Here is a 17609-nt window from a genome sequence, read left to right on the forward strand (position 1 = left end):
CGAAGGGAGTCCGCAGTGCCTGACGAGGTACACCCGCGACCGCAGCTGGTCCGTCCCGGATGGCAGGACCTGGGCGGAGTCTGGGACTTCGCCTTCGACGACGACGATGCCGGTCGCACACGGGAGTGGTTCACGCGAGGCCGGGCGCGGGACGAAGCCTACGACCGGACGATCACCGTGCCCTACCCGCCGGAGTCCCGGCTGTCCGGTGTGCACGTGACCGAACCACACGAGATCGTCTGGTACCGGCGTGACTTCAAGGTCGGCGAGGTCGAAGAAGGCCATCGCGTCGTCCTGCACTTCGGCGCGGTCGACCACGAGGCCATGGTCTGGGTCAACGGACGGCTCGTCGGTGTGCACGAAGGGGGCCAGACTCCGTTCGCGCTCGACATCACCGATCTGCTCGACGATTTCGGTCCAGCGCAACGGATCGTCGTCCGCGTGAAGGACCCGATCGCGGACGGGACGCGTGCACGCGGCAAGCAGGACTGGCAGGACGAGCCGCATGCCATCTGGTACCACCGGACCACCGGCATCTGGCAGCCGGTGTGGCTGGAGGTGGTGCCGCCGGTGCACCTGACCCGGCTGCACTGGACGCCCCATAACGCCGCCGCTTCCGTGACCTGCGAAGGCGAGTTGTCGGCCGCGGCGGCCGGGGGCACCACCGTTCGCGTGCGCCTCAGGCTCGGCGAGGAAACGCTCGCCGACCAGTCGGTGTGGGTGGACGGCACGGCCTTCCGGTTCGAGGTCTCCGTCGCCGCGCTGCGGCACGGAGAGGACCGGGGCAGGCTGCTCTGGTCGCCGGAGCAGCCCGTCCTCATCGACGCCTCGGTGGACGCCGGCGAGGACGCCGTGCGGAGTTATTTCGGGTTTCGTGAGGTCGGGGTCGCGGACGGGCGCTTCCTGCTGAACCACGTGCCGTACTTCCTTCGTATGGTGCTGGAGCAGGGTTATTGGCCGGATTCGCACCTCGCCGCGCCGAGCGGGGACGCGCTGCGCCGCGAGGTGGAGCTGATCAAGGAACTCGGGTTCAACGGTGTGCGGGTGCACCAGAAGGCGGAAGACCCGCGCTTCCTGCACTGGTGCGACCGGTTGGGACTGGTGGTGTGGGGTGAAAGCGCGGCCGCCTACGAGTACTCGTCGGTCGCGGTGAGCCGGTACACCGCGGAATGGCAGGAGATCGTCCGGCGTGACCGGAGCCATCCGTGCGTGGTCGCGTGGGTCCCGCTCAACGAGAGCTGGGGTGTGCCCGATATCGCCTCCGTTCCCGCGCAGGCGCATTTCGCCTCCGCGCTGTACCACCTGACCAAGGCCGTCGACCCGTCGCGGCCGGTGATCTCCAACGACGGCTGGGAAATCGCCGACGCCGACTTCCACGGAGTGCACGACTACACCCCGAGCGGGGCATCGCTGCGCGCAAGGTACGGAGACGCGGATTCGCTCCGCCGGACATTGGAGTCGGGCAGGCCGGGTGGCCGCCGCCTCCTTCTCGACTCGGGCGGGCAGGCCGCGGTACCCGTTCTGCTGACCGAGTTCGGCGGCCTTTCCTACGCGCCGGGTGCCGACGAGAAGTGGTTCGGGTACTCGACCGTGCGGGACGAGGAAGACTTCGCCGAGCGGCTCGCCGAACTGGTGTCCGCCGTGCTCGGTTCACCGGAGCTGGCCGGGTTCTGCTACACCCAGCTGACCGATACGGAGCAGGAGCGCAACGGCCTGCTGACCGCGGCCCGTGAGCCGAAGCTTTCCCCGGACCGCGTCCGCGCGATCCTGCGGCGCCCCGCGGCGGCGGTGGCACCGGAGGAGGTCAGCGCCCACCGGCCGGAGGGGCACTGATCGATCGGCGGGTGGGCGGGCGCGCCGCCGAGGGGCGGCGCGCCCGCCGCGGGGCTGGGGCCGAACCCCGCCGATGCCGTGCGACCGGACTCCCCGTCCCCGGGGGGAGGCGGTCACGGCATCCGTCCGTTGGAGCCGGTCACTCCCAGATCTGGATCGCCCTGATCACGTAACGGGCCTGCGGTACGAAGGTGCCGTGCCCCGGATAGGTGGTGAAATCACCTTCGGTGGAACAGTCCCGTCCCTGGTAGACGGTGACGTCGCGGTCCATCCGGTTGACGAAGGACCTCGCCTCCAGTTCGTTCGGCAGTGGAATGCATTCCCCGGGATTGGCGATGCGGAGGTCGAACCGTTCGGAGTGACCGCCGTAGAACTCGTCGGCCCAGGAACAGAACTCGCCCTGCGTGCAGGCAGCGGGAGGCTGTTCGGGGGCGGCTTGGGCCATCCCGCCGCAGCACAGCAGGCCCAAGGCCGTGAGCACCAGTACCCGCGGCAGCCTCGCGCGCAGGATCGGTTTGGTTCGTGACATGACAGTTCTCCCCGGATAGCTGGTGGAGGTGGCCCCGTCTGGCGGGGTTCCCGGATGAATTCGACGTTGTCAACGATGCCGGTGAGTGAGCGGTTTGTCAGCGGCGTTTCCGCTTTTGTGGACAAAGTGGTGTCACCCGAAAAGTTGTCCACAAATCGGCGAGAATGGTTGTGCCGCGACCAGAAAAGCGCTAAGCACGCGGCGACGCGGTGGAACCCCGCACGACGAGATCGACGTCCAGCGTCACCGGCGGCGGTGCCTTCTCACCGCCGAGGAGCCGCACGGCGAACTCACCGGCGAGCCGTCCTTTCACCACGAGGTCCTGCCGGACCGTCGTCAGGCCGGGATCGGCCCACGCGGCGCCCGGTGCGTCGTCGAATCCCACGATCGACAGGTCGACGGGCACCTCGAGCCCCAGCTGGCGCGCGACGGCGAGCGCGGCCAGCGCGAGTTCGTCCGACATGCACAGCAGCGCGGTCGGCCTCGGCTCGTGCGTCAGCAGCGCTCGCGCGGACGCCATCGCCACCTCGCGGGAAGTCCCCGAGGTTTCCCTGATCAGCACGTCGTGTTCGGCGATTCCGGCCGCGGCGATCGGGTCGAGGTAGCCGGCGAAGCGTTCCCTGTTGTCCCGGAACAGCGACCGTTTCGCCGCCGCCGGCGACAAAAGCCCGCTTCGCGGAGCGGAAAGGCATTGTGCGGAAAGAACCGCGAACCGGCGATGTCCGAGTTCGACGAGGTGCCGTGCCGCCAGCTCGGCGCCGCCGCGGTCGTCGACGCTCACCCTCGCCGCGCCAGGGACGTGGGGCTGGTCGATGACGACGAGCGGGAGCCCGCGCTCGCGGATCGCGGTCAGCGCCGGCGCGCGATCGGCGAGTGAGTACGCGACGGCCAGATCCGCCTGCGCGGCCAGCACCCGCTCCGCGTTGGGCCCGCCGTCGTCGCCGCCGGGCAGGATCAGCAGCGCGTGCCCGCCGGGGTCCACCGCACCGGCCAGCGCGTCGAGCGTGATCGAGAGGGCGGGATCGGAGAACGCCGCGGAAAGTCCGGTGTCGAGCATGACGGCGATGGCGCCGGTGCGGCTGGTGGCGAGGCTGCGCGCGACCGGGTTCGGCCCCGAGTAGCCGAGTTCCTTCGCCACGCGCAGGACTTCGGCCCGCAACTCGGCCGAGAGCTGGTCAGGCCGGTTGTAGGCGTTCGAAACGGTCGCTCGCGACACCCCGACGGCGTCCGCGACGTCGTCGAGCGTCGGCCTCCGGCGACGTGGGCTGGTCACGCGCAGAGTCTACGTCGGGCCGGAATCACTGGACTTTCTGAAGCGCTTAAGACATTCTGGGGCAATGCTTTCACCGCGTACCGCCGTCATCGTGGTCTTCGCGCTCAACGGTGCGGCACTCGGCTCGTGGGCCCCGAGGGTGCCCGCGCTGGCCGCGCAGATGCACACCGAGCCAGGGCCGCTCGGGCTCGCGCTGCTCGGCTCGAGCGTCGGCATGCTGCTGGCCGCCGTGGTCTCGGGCAGGCTCGTCGAGCGGACCGGCCCCCGGTTGATGATCGCGGTGTCCGTGGTGGTCGCGGGCCTGCTGCTGCCCGCGATCGGGGCCACCACGTCGGTTCCGCTCTTCGGTGTCGAACTGCTCGCGCTCGGCGCCGCGGTCGGCGTGCTCGACGTCGCCATGAACATCGCGGCCGTGCAGGTGGAACGCGACGAGGGCAAGCCGATCATGCCGTTGTTCCACGCCGGTTTCAGCGTCGGCGCGCTCATCGGTTCCGCCGCCGCGGGGCTGGCCGCGTCCCACGACTGGTCACCGGAACGGCATCTCGCGGTCGCCGGCGCGTTCGCGATCGTGGTGCTGCTCGCGGTACTTCGCGATGTTCCGGGCACCAGGCCGCCGCGCCACGAGAAGGCGACCGCGCCCCGCGTCGCGCCCGCGCGGAGGCCGGTGCTGTGGCTGCTCGCGGCGATCGCACTGGCCTCCGCGATCGCCGAAGGCGCCAGCTCGGACTGGTCGGCGATGCTCATGGTCAACGTCCACGGTGTCGGCCAGGGCGCGGGCGCGCTCGCGTTTTCGGCGTTCTCGCTGGCGATGGCGTGCGCGAGGGTCGGCGGTTCATGGCTCCAGCGGAAGCTGGGACCGACGAGGACACTGGCGTTCGGCGCGCTGCTCGCGGGGGCGGGACTCGTGAGCGCGGCGCTGATTCCGTTGCCCGCCGTGGGTTTCGCCGGATTCGTCCTCGCCGGTGCCGGGCTCGCGGCGTCTTTCCCGGTGGCACTGGGCCTGGCGGGAGAGGCGGGGAAGCGTGCGGACGGCAGCGGCGGCGAGCGGGAGATCGCGTTCGTCACCGCGATCGCCTACACCGGCTTCCTCGCCGGGCCGCCGATGATCGGCGGCATCGCCCAGGTCACCTCGTACGCCGGGTCCTTCGTCGTGGTCGCCGTGATCGCACTGCTGATCGCGCCCGCCGCGATCGGTGCCGTGCGCGCCAGGGCGGCCGAGGGCGAACGCGCGGAGTCAGCCCTGCCCGGAGCCGTCCGGTGATTCGCGCCATTGCGCGAACGGACGGTCGAGCTTCCAGCCGCCGCCGTCGGTGGTCAGCGTCCTGACTTCACAGGTGTCCGGATTGGACAGTGACTCGAACAGGTCGATGCTCCAGGCGAACACGCGGCGGCACAGCAAGCGGATGGTGAGCCCGTGCGAGACCACCAGAACGGTCCGCGGGTGGCTGTCGGCGTGCGCTTCCAGCTCGCTCAGGAACGCCGCGACGCGGTCGTCGACATCCGCGCCGGACTCCCCGAACGGCAACCGGTAGAAGAAGTGCCCGAACTCGTGCCGCCGCAGTTTCTGGACCTCCTGCTCGTCCGGGTCCTGCAGGTTCCCCCAGTCCTGCTCGCGAAGGCGCGGTTCCGGTACCACGCGCTCGCACAGGTCGTCGATGCCGAGCAGCCGCAGCGTTTCCGTGGTGCGCAGGTACGGGCTCACGTACACCGCGGCCGGTTCGTCCCCGATGAGGTCCCTGATCCCGGCGCCGGTGCGGACCGCCTGCGCGCGTCCAGCGCCGGTGAGGGGGAGCGCGTGGTCGGGGATGCGGGTGTAGGCGAGTTCGTCGACGTTCCCGAGTGATTCGGCGTGCCGCAACAGGATGATCCTCACCGGCCCCATCTTGCCGGGTGCGACGCGGGTCTCGCTCGCCTCGGGCCTACCCTCGTGACGTGCCAGCAGAACGTGTATCGACCCCGACGCCCGCCTCGGAGCCCGTGCGGCGGGCGAGTGTGCTCCCGCTGGTCCTCGTGTGCGTCGTGCTGGCCGCGCTGCTCGCGGTCGGGCTGGTGGCCGCGACCGGCGGCGCCGGGTTCGTGATCGCGGGCCTGCCGGACCCTGGCCTTGTCACGCGCTACGGCATCACGATCGTCCGCGTGCTCGCCGAGGCGGCCTCGGTGGTGACGATCGGATCGCTGCTGGTGTCCGCGTTCCTGGTGCCGCCCCAGCAGTCCGGGACGCTCAGCGTCGACGGCTACGCGGCTCTTCGTACGGCGGGCGTCGCGTCCTGGGTCTGGTTCGCGGCTTCGCTCGCGTCGGTGTACTTCACCGCAGCGGACGGCGCGGGCAAGCCGGTCGCCGAACTGCTGTCGCCGACGGTGCTGCTCGATCTCGTGGACGCGATCGAGCAGCCGAAGGCGTGGCTCATCACCTCGTTGATCGCGCTCCTGCTCGCGCTCGGCTGCCGCCTCGCGCTGTCGTGGGGCTGGTCGACGGCGCTGTTCTTCCTCGCCGTCTTCGGGCTCGTCCCGGTCGCGGTGACCGGGCACTCCGCGAGCGGCGGTTCGCACGACCTGGCCACGAACAGCCTGCTGTTCCACCTCGTCGGCGCCGCGGTTTGGGTTGGCGGCCTCCTCGCGCTGCTCGCACTCGGCAAGCGCCGTGCGGCGCACCTGACGCTGGCCGCGACGCGGTTTTCCAAGATCGCGCTCGTGTGCTGGATCGTGATGGCGGTCTCGGGCGTGGTGAACGCGCTGGTCCGGATCGCGCCGAAGGACCTGTTCAGCACCGATTACGGGCTGCTCGTCGTCGCCAAGATCGTCGCTCTGCTCGTGCTCGGCGTCTTCGGGCAGCAGCAGCGGCAGCGCGGCGTGAAGGGCCTCGTCGACGGCGCCGGGGGCGGTCAGCTCGTACGGCTCGCCGGGGTCGAAGTGCTCGTCATGTTCGTGACGATCGGCATCGCCGCCGCGCTCGCGCGTACTCCGCCGCCGCAGGAGACGTTCACCCAGCCGTCCAACACCGAGTTGCTGATCGGGTACGACCTCGACGGACCGCCGACCCTGCTGCGGCTGCTGCTGGACTGGCGGTTCGACCTGCTCTACGGCACCGCGGCGCTCGTGCTGGCCGTCCTGTACATCGCCGGTGTGCGGCGCCTGCGCCGCCGCGGCGACGCGTGGCCGGTCGGCAGGACGGTTTCGTGGCTGGCGGGATGTTTCGTCCTGCTGATCGCGACCTCGTCCGGGATCGGCCGCTACGCGCCCGCGATGTTCAGCGTGCACATGGGCAACCACATGCTCCTGTCGATGGTGGCGCCGGTGCTGTTCGTGCTGGGCGGCCCGGTCACGCTGGCGCTGCGCGCGCTGCCGGTGGCGGGAAAGGGGGCGCCACCGGGGCCGAGGGAATGGCTGCTCGCCGCGGTCCATTCGAAGGTTTCGCGGGTGCTGACCCACCCGATCGTCGCGCTGGTGCTGTTCGTCGGGTCGTTCTACATCCTGTACTTCTCGGGCCTGTTCGACTCCGCGCTGAACTACCACTGGGCGCACCTGGCGATGAACGCCCACTTCCTCCTGTCCGGGTACCTCTTCTACTGGCCGCTCATCGGCGTCGACCCGTCGCCGCGCCGCCTGCCGCCGCTGGGGAAGCTCGGCCTGATGTTCGCGTCGATGCCGTTCCACGCGTTCTTCGGGGTGATCCTGATGAACATGCAGACGGTGATCGGGGAGACCTTCTACCGCTCGCTCAAGCTTCCGTGGGTCGGCGATCTGCTCACCGACCAGCGGCTCGGGGGCGGGATCGCCTGGGCGTCCGGTGAGGTGCCGGTGCTGCTCGTGCTGATCGCCCTGCTGGTGCAGTGGGCGCGCGCGGACGAGCGGGAGGCGCGTCGCAACGACCGCCGCGAAGAGGCGAGCGGTGACGCCGACCTGGCCGCCTACAACGCGATGCTGAAACAGCTTTCCCAAGGCAAGAGCCCGGCCGAGCGGCAGCATCCCGAGTAGCCGCGCCCTATAGCAGAACCCACCGACACGACCGCCGCGGCACCGGCCGCGCCGGGCCGAGTTGTGCACAGGCTTCCGCGCTGTCCACAGATTCTCCTCGCTCTCGTCCGCACGTCCCGCGGACGGCCACCATTGCCGGAGGACGACGAACTCCGGCAGGAAGGCGGTAAGGCGATGGCAGTGGGAGAAACCCCGATCACCGTGGTCGGGAACGTGCTCAGCGAGCTGACCAGGCGCACGGTGCCCAGCGGGCACGAGGTGGTGTCGTTCTGGCTCCGCAGCAACGAACGGCGGTACGACAAGGAAACCAACGACTGGGTGGACGGGCGCCAGCTGACCGTGAAGGTGACGTGCTGGCGCAAGCTCGCCATCGGCGCCTTCGCGTCCATCGGGAAGGGCGATCCGGTGGTGGTCACGGGGCGGCTGTCCACCTCCGAGTACGCGGCGGACGGGCAGACTCGGTCTATACCTGAGGTTGAGGCATCGGCCGTCGGGCCCAATCTCGCCCGCTGCACCGCGACCGTGCGGCGGAACTCCCGTGACGCGGTGCCGGACACTCCCGGGCTGCCGAGCTTCGAAGCGCCCGCGCCGCGCGCGGGTTCCGATGAGTTCGGTGCGAACGCCCTCGTCACGGGCGCGGTGCCGTCGGGGGCGCGATGAGCCCTGCCCCCAGGTCGGCTCGGCGTGTCGCCACCGGGAAGCCCGTCACCGCCTGCTGATCAGGCCCTCACCCGGGGTACGTGGGTGGTGACCGGCGTTCGGGCGCCCGCGGCACCGCTCTACGATCGCAAACATGGCCGAGTACATCTACACCATGAAAAAGGTGCGCAAGACCGTCGGGGACAAGGTCATCCTCGACGACGTCAGCACCGCGTTCTACCCCGGCGCGAAGATCGGTGTCGTGGGTCCGAACGGGGCGGGGAAGTCGACCGTCCTGAAGATCATGGCGGGGCTCGACCAGCCGAGCAACGGCGAGGCGTTCATCCAGCCCGGCGCCAGCGTGGGCATCCTGCTGCAGGAGCCGCCGCTGAACGAGGAGAAGACGGTACGGGGAAACGTCGAGGAGGGCCTCGGGGACACGAAGGTCAAGCTCGACCGGTTCAACGAGATCGCCGAGCTGCTGGCCACCGACTACAGCGACGAGCTGATGGAGGAAATGGGCCAGCTGCAGGAAGAGCTGGACCACGCGGACGCGTGGGAGCTCGACTCCCAGCTGGAGCAGGCGATGGACGCGCTTCGCTGCCCGCCGCCCGACGAGCCGGTCACCCACCTCTCCGGTGGTGAGCGCCGCCGGGTCGCGCTGTGCAAGCTGCTGCTGTCGAAGCCCGACCTGCTGCTGCTGGACGAGCCGACGAACCACCTGGACGCCGAAAGCGTGCTGTGGCTCGAGCAGTTCCTCGCCGCGTACCCCGGTGCCGTCCTCGCCGTGACCCACGACCGGTACTTCCTCGACAACGTCGCCGAGTGGATCATGGAGCTCGACCGTGGCCGCGTCGTCGGCTACGAGGGCAACTACTCCACCTACCTCGAGAAGAAGCGCGAGCGGCTCGCGGTACAGGGGAAGAAGGACGCGAAGCTCGCCAAGCGGCTGAAGACCGAGCTCGACTGGGTGCGGTCGAACGCCAAGGCACGGCAGACGAAGTCGCGGTCCCGGCTCGAGCGCTACGAGGAGATGGCGGCCGAGGCGGACAAGCACCGCAAGCTCGACTTCGAGGAGATCCAGATCCCGCCCGGTCCGAGGCTGGGCAGCGTGGTGGTCGAGAGCGACCACCTGCGCAAGGGTTTCGACGACCGGTTGCTGATCGACGACCTGTCGTTCAACCTGCCGCGCAACGGCATCGTCGGCGTGATCGGCCCGAACGGTGTCGGCAAGACGACCCTGTTCAAGACGATCGTCGGGCTGGAGCCCGCGGATTCGGGGGAGGTGAAGATCGGCGAGACCGTCAAACTGTCCTATGTGGACCAGGGGCGGGCCGGGATCGACCCGAAGAAGACCGTGTGGGAGGTCGTCTCGGACGGGCTCGACTTCATCCACGTCGGGCAGACCGAAATGCCTTCGCGCGCCTACGTCAGCGCGTTCGGGTTCAAGGGGCCGGACCAGCAGAAGCCGGCGGGCGTGCTCTCCGGTGGTGAGCGCAACCGGTTGAACCTCGCGCTCACCCTGAAGCTGGGCGGGAACCTGATCCTGCTCGACGAGCCGACGAACGACCTGGACGTGGAAACGCTCGGTTCGCTCGAGAACGCGCTCGAACAGTTCCCCGGCTGCGCTGTGGTGATCTCGCACGACCGGTGGTTCCTCGACCGCGTCGCGACGCACATCCTGGCTTGGGAAGGCACCGACGAGGACCCGGCGAAGTGGTTCTGGTTCGAAGGGAACTTCGAGGGGTATGAGAAGAACAAGATCGAACGCCTCGGCGCCGAGGCGGCTCGGCCGCACCGGGTCACGCACCGCAAACTGACCCGCGACTGACCATGTTCCCCGTGCGCGCGGCCGGATGGGTGCCACCACGCGGTGGGCGGGACGAGGCCACGACTCGTCCCGGTCACCTGCGGGCGGCCGCTCCGCCCGTCCACGCGCGCACGGCATACCCAAGCGCAGAACCACGGTTTCGCAACACGTCGTAGGCCCGGATCGTGTCACCCCGTCGAGGCGACAAGCGCGATTCGGCCGCCGGTTTCGCGCTTCGCGGTAGGACGCTAGAGCGATACTGAGCGGAGTCCCCAGTGGTACCCAGCAAGCACATCAGACCAGGCCCGCCCACGGGTGCGCGGGCGGGCGAGCACGTGATGCCCGGTGCCGGTGGAACTCGGCAGGTCGAACGGCTGCTCGACGAAGCGGGCGGCCTGTCCCTGCGCGCGCCGGAGCTCGCCATGGTGCTCGGCGAGCACGCCGCCGCGCTCGCCGAGACGTCCGGGTCCGAGGCGTTGTGGATCCGCGCCGAGAGCGTCGTGGTGTCGTCCAGGGTCGGGCTCGGCAAGAGGGCGTCCACGGTCGCCCGTGCGGTCGCGGCACTGCGCGCGGCCGAGGAGGCGGGGCACCCGGTGCTCGCGGCCAGGCTGCGCGCCGATCTCGCCGTCTGCGCGCGCAGCGTCGGCCTGCCGTTGACCGGTCTGACCGTGCTGCGTCCGGTGCTCGCCGAGCGCGAACTGGCCGCGCCGCACCGCGCGGCCGCGCTGTGCCATCTCGTCGGTGTGCTGGCCGGGGTCGGGCGCAAGGCCGAGCTGGACCGCACGCTGCTGGAAGCCGACCGGCTGTGCGTCGCGGACGAGTCGCTCACCGGTGACGAGCGGTTGCTGGTGCGCGGACTGCTGCGGGTCGCGACCTCCTCGCACCGCAGGCGGCACGCCGATCTCACCGGTGCCGCCGACGCGGCCAGGACCGGGATCGGGTTCCTCGACCAGGTTTCGGACGAACGCGCCGACGGCGGGGTGGTGCGGATCAGGCTGGTACTCCAACTGGTCTGCACGCTGCTCGACCGTGGCGATGCCGAGCTGGCGCTGGAAATCGCGCAGCCGCTGCTCGACGCGCCGATCAGGGCCGCGGCGGTCGCGCCCGCGGGCTGGCTCCGGCTCGCGATCGCGACCAGGGTACTGATGCCCTCGGGCGCCGGGGAGGCGGCGGCGTTCTTGTTGCGCGACGCCGTGCACAGCACCTCCGAACACGACCTGCACGCGCTGACCGCCCGGTTGTGGCTGGAGCTCGCGCACGTCGAGGAGCAGGTCGGCAGCGCATCGGACGCGATCGACTGCCTGCACCGCGCCCGCGCCGCCGAGCACGTGCATTCGCGCGTCCGCAGGCAGGCGTGCGCGGTGCTGGCCAACGAGTTCGGTTCGAGCGGCGCGGCCACCGTCGACCTCGACGAGGTGCTCGCGGTGACCCAGGACCAGCCGCGGCCCAGCGCGGCTCGGGAACCCGCGCTCGCCGCGCAGGTGGTGCGCATGCCGGTCGCGGCGGAGCCGGTGGTCGAGGAACCGGTGACCACCGAACCCGTGCAGCGGCTCGCCGTCGCGCCGCTTCCAGTCGAATCCGCTCCGATCGAGGCGCGCGAGCCCGAACCCGCGCCGGAACCGGTTCGCGAGCCGGTGCGGGAGAAGCTCCCGGAAATCCCATGGGAGCGGGCGATGATGCCCGACGAACGGCCCGAAGTCCGCGCGCGGGCGGAGGAACGGGCCGCGGAGCAGGCGGCGGCGAAGACCCGGCACGACTCCGAGCACGGTTCGGTCGCGGCGAAGTCCGTCCTCGACCGGCTCGGCATCTCGGCGGGTGGTGGTGGCGGACGGCGAAGGGCCACCGCCGATGAGGCAGCGGAAGGCAGCGAGCGCGCGGAGCGTTCTCGCGCCGAGGAGCCCCTTGCCCCGGAACCCGCAGTCGAGAACGGAAACCGGAGCCACTTCACGAACGGCACGGCGAAGACCGGCGGCGACGCCGGGGCGGGTTCGGAGAAACCCGATGAGCCGTCGTTCGACGACAACTGGTTGCCGCGGCTGCAGTTCCCGCCCTCGCTAGAGCCGACCCGCTCTCCCGAACCCGATTGGGAATCCTCTTCGAAGGAGAACGGGTTCGGTGGGTTCAGCGAACCGTTCCAGGGCTACTCGTCGGTACCGGAGGAGGAGGTTCCCGCGGACGCCGGTCTGGCCGACCTGCTGGCGCGGGCGCTCGCCGAGCACCAGGCCGGTACGTCCAGCGCGGCCGCGCTGGTCAAGCGGCTCGGTGCCGGGCAGGCCGACGGCGCATCGCTGAACGGGCACGGGAGGACGCCGGAAGGACCGGACAGCGGGCGGCACCGCAACGAGGGCTGACCTCGCGGCGGCGGAGTGTCCGAAGTGTCCGCGAGCCGGGCCGGATACGATGTCTGCACGCGCGTTTTCCCTGCGTGACCTTCTTGTCTGCACCGATTCCGAATGATGACGGTCTTGTGCGGGTGCGCGGTCCGTTCCCTCTAGGCTGGGGTCGTTCGGCACATCGCGGTGTCCGTACCTAGACGAGAGTCAGTGGAGAGTTGCCTGAAATGAGCTCGACGGGAGTTTCGCACCGGCCCGGAACGGCCATCGGAGCCGAGGGCGGGAGCACCCCGCGGCGACCGGCAAGTCCTGAACAGATCCGGGACGAGCTGATCGACGCAGCGGCCGCGCACGCGCCGGACATCGCCGACCTGATTCGCTTGTACTACCGGCACATTCCGGCCGAGGAGATACTGGGCGACGACCCGGTGAACCTCGTCGGCGCGGTGCGGTCGCACCAGCAGCTCGCGCAGCAGCGCATGCCGGGCCGTCCCGCGGTCCGGTTGCTCAACCCGACCACCGCCGAGGACGGCTGGACGCGGGAAGCCACCGTGGTGCAGGTCGTCACGGACGACATGCCGTACCTCGTCGATTCCGTCGCCGCCGAGTTCGCGCGCGACGGCGTGCAGGTCCAGCGGATCGTGCACCCCATCGTGACGGTGACCCGCGACCTGACCGGCGAGCTGCAGGCGATCCACCCGACCGCCGACGTGGCCGAGCCGCCGGAAGGCTCCGCGCCCGAGTCGTGGATGTACGTCGAAATCGATCTGGTCACCGACACGAACCGCGCTCGCGAGTTGGACAACCGGCTCACCTCGGTGCTCGGCGACGTGCGGGAGGTCGTCGAAGACAGCGACAAGATGGCGGAGTCCGCGCGCAGGCTCGCCGCCGAGCTGGACGAAAACCCGCCGCCGCTGTCGGCGGAGGAAGTGGCCGACGGCGCGAAGTTGTTGCGCTGGCTCGCCGACGGGCACTTCACCTTCCTCGGGTACCGGCAATACGAGCTGGTGGAGCACCCGGAGCCGGACACCGAGGAGCCCGCACTCCGCGCGGTGCTCGCGTCGGGTCTCGGTGTGCTGCGGCAGGACAGCCTCGCCGCCAGGGGCCTCACCGCGGGACCGGACAGCGCCGCCAACGCGCTCGCCCCGACACTGCTGGTGCTCACGCAGGCGAGCGCTCCTTCGACGGTGCACCGCCCGATCTACCCGTACTACGTGGGTGTGAAGACGTTCGACCAGAACGGGAAGGTCACCGGCGAGCACCGTTTCCTCGGCATGTTCACCACGACCGCGCTGCACGAGGACGTGCTGGACATCCCGGTGGTGGCGGGCCGCGTGCGCGAGGTGATCCACCGCGCCGGGTTCCCGATGGCGTCCTACTCGGGCCAGCGCATGCTGGAAGTGCTGCAGAACTGGCCGCGGGCGGACCTGTTCTCGGCTGACGTCGATTCGCTCTACTCCACCACGACCGGTGCGATCACGTTGTCCGATCGCAGGCGGCTGCGGCTGTTCCTGCGTCGCGATCCCTACGGCCGCTTCTACTCGTGCCTGGTCTTCCTGCCGCGCGACCGCTACACCACCCGGTCGCGGCTGGCGATGCAGGACGTGCTGCTCGACGAGCTGGAGGGCACGCATCTCGAATACGGCACGCGGGTCGGCGAAACCGTGCTCGCGCAGGTGCACTTCGTGGTGCACACGGATCCGTCGAGCCGGATCGAGCCGGACACGCTGCGGATCCAGGAGCGCCTGAACGCCGCGGTCCGCAGCTGGGACGACCGGTGCGTCGAGGCGATCCTGTCCGAACGCCGGGAACGCGCCGGTGAAGGTGGCGCGCCGGTCAACGCGATGGGTGAGGAATCCGCGACCGAGCAGGGGCAGCGCGTCGCGGGGATCTTCCCCGAGGCGTACAAGGAGGACTTCAGCGCCGAGGAGGCGTTGACGGATCTCGGCAAGCTCGATTCGCTGTCGGACGACACGGATCTGGCGATGACGTTCTACGTGCCCGCCGACGCCGAGCCGGGGGAGCGGCGCTTCAAGCTGTACCTGCTCGGCGAAGGCGTGACGTTGTCGACGGTGCTCCCGCTGCTGCAGCAGATGGGCGTCGAGGTCGTCGACGAGCGCCCGTACGAGCTGTTCCGCGAGGATGGCCAGCGCTCGTGGATCTACGACTTCGGCATGCGCATCGAGCAGCGCGTGCTCGACGAGATCGGCGGCCAGGGCCAGAGCGACCTGAAGGTCCGGTTCCAGGACGCGTTCGCCGCGGCGTGGCACGGATACTGCGAGACCGACGGTTTCAACGCGCTGGTGCTGCGCGCGGGATTGACCTGGCGCCAGGCCGCGGTGCTGCGGGCGTACGCGCGCTACCTGCGGCAGGCGGGCAGCCCGTACTCGCAGGAGTACATCCAGAACGCCGTGCTCGCGCACACCGACATCGCGACCGCGCTGGTGCGCCTGTTCGAGCAGCGGTTCGACCTCGCGCGCCCGGAGAAGCACCGCCAGGAGCACACCGACGCGCTCGCGGCCGAGGTCTCGGCGATGATCGACGAGGTCACCAGCCTCGACGAGGACCGCATCCTGCGCAGGCTGATGGCGGTCATCTGCGCGACGCTGCGCACGAACTACCACGTGACCGATCCCAACGGCGGGGTGCGGCCGTACCTGGCGATCAAGCTGGACCCCCAGGGCGTGCCGGACCTGCCGGAGCCGCGCCCGCGGTTCGAGATCTTCGTGTACTCGCCGCGCGTGGAGGGCGTGCACCTGCGCTTCGGCGCGGTCGCGCGCGGCGGGCTGCGGTGGTCCGACCGCCGCGAGGACTTCCGCACCGAGATCCTCGGCCTGGTCAAGGCGCAGGCGGTGAAGAACGCGGTGATCGTGCCGGTCGGCGCCAAGGGCGGGTTCGTGGTCAAGCGCCCGCCCGCGGCGACCGGTGACGCCACGATCGACCGCGACGCCCAGCTCAACGAGGGCATCGCGTGCTACCGCATGTTCATCTCCGGCCTGCTCGACCTCACCGACAACCTCAACGAGGGCAAGACGGTGCCCGCGCCGAACGTGGTGCGCTACGACGGCGACGACAGCTACCTCGTGGTGGCCGCGGACAAGGGCACCGCGAAGTTCTCCGACATCGCCAACGAGGTCTCGGCCAGCTACGGGTTCTGGCTCGGCGACGCCTTCGCCTCCGGCGGTTCCGTCGGCTACGACCACAAGGCGATGGGCATCACCGCGAAGGGCGCGTGGGAGAGCGTCAAACGGCACTTCCGGGAACTCGGCGTGGACACCCAGTCCGAGGACTTCACCGTCGTCGGCATCGGCGACATGGCCGGTGACGTGTTCGGCAACGGAATGCTGCTCTCCGAGCACATCCGGCTGGTCGCCGCGTTCAACCACATGCACGTGTTCCTCGACCCGAACCCGGACGCGGCGAGTTCTTTCGCCGAGCGAAAGCGCCTGTTCGACCTGCCGCGCTCGTCGTGGGACGACTACGACCGCTCGCTGATCAGCGAGGGCGGCGGGATCTACTCGCGTGCCGCGAAGACGATCCCGATCACCCCGCAGGTGCGCGCCGCGCTCGGCCTGCCGGACGGCGTGCAGAAGCTCGCCCCGATCGAGCTGATGAAGGCGATCCTGCTGGCCCCGGTGGACCTGCTGTGGAACGGCGGGATCGGCACCTACGTCAAGGCAGAGTCGGAAAGCCATGCCGACGCGGGCGACAAGGCCAACGACGCGCTGCGGGTCGACGGCAAGGACCTCCAGGTCAAGGTGGTCGGCGAGGGCGGGAACCTCGGGCTGACCCAGCTCGGTCGCATCGAGTTCGCCAGGAACGGCGGCAAGATCAACACCGACGCGCTGGACAACTCGGCCGGGGTGGACTGCTCCGACCACGAGGTCAACATCAAGATCTTCCTCGACCACCTGGTCAGCACCGGGCACCTGGAACGCGAGCAGCGCAACGAACTGCTCGGCGAGATGACCGACGAGGTCGGCGCGCTGGTGCTCGCGGACAACTACCGGCAGAACGCGGTGCTCGGCATCAGCAGGGCGCACGCGGGCCCGATGGTTTCGGTGCACCAGCGCCAGGTGGCGGCGCTGGAACGGGCGGGCGCCTTCGACCGGCACCTCGAAGCGCTGCCGTCGGACGCCGATTTCGCCCGCCTCGAAAAGGCCGGGCTCGGGCTCACCTCGCCGGAGCTCGCGACCTTGCTCGCGCACGTGAAGCTCGATCTGAAGGACGAGTTGCTGGCGAGCGAGCTGCCGGATGTCGAGGTCTTCGCGCGCAGGCTCGGCGAGTACTTCCCGAAGCCGTTGCGGGACCGCTTCGGCGAGGCGATCGCGCAACACCCGCTGCACCGCCAGATCATCACCACGCTGCTGGTGAACGAAGTGGTCGACGGGGCGGGCGTGTCCTACGCGTTCCGCCTTGCCGAGGAGATGAACGCGACCGCGACGGACGCGGTGCGCGCGTACGCCGTGGTGACCTCGGTGTACGACCTGCCGTCGATCTGGAAGGCGATCGACGCGCTCGACAACAAGGTGCCCACCGAGGTCGCCGACCGGATGATGCTGGAAACGCGGCGGCTGCTGGACAGGGCGGCGCGCTGGTTCCTGACCAACCGCCCGCAGCCGCTCGCCGTCGGCGCGGAGATCGCCCGGTTCGGCGACACCGTCGGCCAGCTCGTCCCGCAGGTCAACCGCCTGCTCCGCGGGCGCGAGATCGAGACGGTCACCGAAAACATCGACCAGCTCATCAGCGACGGCGTGCCGGAGGAGCTCGCGCGCCGCGTCGCCGAGCTGCTGCACACCTACGGCCTGCTGGACGTGACCGAGGTGGCCGAACTCGCCGAACAGGACGGCGATGTCGAGGCCGAGCGCAGCGCGATCGAGACCGCCGAGCTGTACTACGCGCTCTCAGACCACTTGGACGTGGACAAGATGCTCACGTCCATCAGCTCGCTCGAGCGGGGCAACCGGTGGCACGCGCTGGCGCGGCTCGCGCTGCGCGACGATCTGTACTCGTCGCTGCGGGCGATCGCGCTGGACGCGTTGCGGCACAGCGATCCGTCCGAACCCGCCGACCAGAAGATCGACAAGTGGGAGCAGGCGAACTCGTCGCGGCTGGCGAGGGCCAGGGTCGCGCTCGACGAGATCACCAGGTCCGGCAGGCTCGACCTGGCGACGCTGTCGGTGGCCGCGCGGCAGATCCGCAGCACGGTGCGGTGAG

The 17609-nt window shown here is 70.1% G+C and carries 10 protein-coding genes; 7 read left to right on the forward strand and 3 right to left on the reverse strand.

Translation table 11 applies throughout. The features are described from left to right. Positions 1-15: 15 nt before the first annotated feature. Positions 16-1833, forward strand: coding sequence for a glycoside hydrolase family 2 protein (locus HUW46_RS34645; RefSeq protein ID WP_254125183.1), 1818 nt, complete (start codon positions 16-18; stop codon positions 1831-1833). 139 nt (positions 1834-1972) lie between these two features. Here the strand turns inward: HUW46_RS34645 and HUW46_RS34650 are convergent, their stop codons facing one another. Both HUW46_RS34650 and HUW46_RS34655 read right to left on the reverse strand, forming a co-directional pair. Beyond that, the gene (locus HUW46_RS34650) at positions 1973-2362 is read right to left on the reverse strand and encodes a peptidase inhibitor family I36 protein (RefSeq protein WP_215542948.1); all 390 of its coding nucleotides are present in this window, start codon (positions 2360-2362) and stop codon (positions 1973-1975) included. A 190-nt stretch (positions 2363-2552) separates the two neighbouring features. Then, positions 2553-3635, reverse strand: a complete 1083-nt coding sequence (locus HUW46_RS34655; protein ID WP_215542949.1) for a LacI family DNA-binding transcriptional regulator — start codon at positions 3633-3635, stop codon at positions 2553-2555. A gap of 64 nt (positions 3636-3699) precedes the next feature. Between HUW46_RS34655 and HUW46_RS34660 the strand changes: the two genes are divergently transcribed. Next, positions 3700-4896 carry an MFS transporter gene (locus tag HUW46_RS34660; protein WP_215542950.1) on the forward strand — a complete coding sequence of 399 codons (1197 nt, stop codon included), beginning with the start codon at positions 3700-3702 and terminating at the stop codon, positions 4894-4896. Here the strand turns inward: HUW46_RS34660 and HUW46_RS34665 are convergent. After that, on the reverse strand, positions 4870-5508 hold the full coding sequence (locus HUW46_RS34665) for a histidine phosphatase family protein (RefSeq protein ID WP_215542951.1): 639 nt from the start codon (positions 5506-5508) through the stop codon (positions 4870-4872). The two genes, HUW46_RS34660 and HUW46_RS34665, sit on opposite strands and share 27 nt — an antisense overlap. A 104-nt stretch (positions 5509-5612) precedes the next feature. Between HUW46_RS34665 and HUW46_RS34670 the strand changes: the two genes are divergently transcribed. From HUW46_RS34670 to HUW46_RS34690, 5 genes are all read left to right on the forward strand, one after another. Next, positions 5613-7610, forward strand: coding sequence for a cytochrome c oxidase assembly protein (locus tag HUW46_RS34670; protein WP_442861004.1), 1998 nt, complete (start codon positions 5613-5615; stop codon positions 7608-7610). 132 nt (positions 7611-7742) lie between these two features. Beyond that, the gene (locus HUW46_RS34675; RefSeq protein WP_254125185.1) at positions 7743-8270 is read left to right on the forward strand and encodes a single-stranded DNA-binding protein; all 528 of its coding nucleotides are present in this window, start codon (positions 7743-7745) and stop codon (positions 8268-8270) included. A gap of 133 nt (positions 8271-8403) precedes the next feature. Further along, positions 8404-10080: an energy-dependent translational throttle protein EttA gene (ettA, locus tag HUW46_RS34680; RefSeq protein ID WP_215542953.1), complete on the forward strand. Its 1677-nt coding sequence runs from the start codon at positions 8404-8406 to the stop codon at positions 10078-10080. Positions 10081-10397: 317 nt separating this feature from the next. After that, positions 10398-12410: a hypothetical protein gene (locus HUW46_RS34685; RefSeq protein ID WP_215542954.1), complete on the forward strand. Its 2013-nt coding sequence runs from the start codon at positions 10398-10400 to the stop codon at positions 12408-12410. A 209-nt stretch (positions 12411-12619) separates the two neighbouring features. After that, positions 12620-17608: an NAD-glutamate dehydrogenase gene (locus HUW46_RS34690; RefSeq protein ID WP_215542955.1), complete on the forward strand. Its 4989-nt coding sequence runs from the start codon at positions 12620-12622 to the stop codon at positions 17606-17608. The last annotated feature ends 1 nt before the right edge of the window (position 17609 follow it).

This window comes from Amycolatopsis sp. CA-230715 (assembly GCF_018736145.1).
Lineage (GTDB): Bacteria > Actinomycetota > Actinomycetes > Mycobacteriales > Pseudonocardiaceae > Amycolatopsis.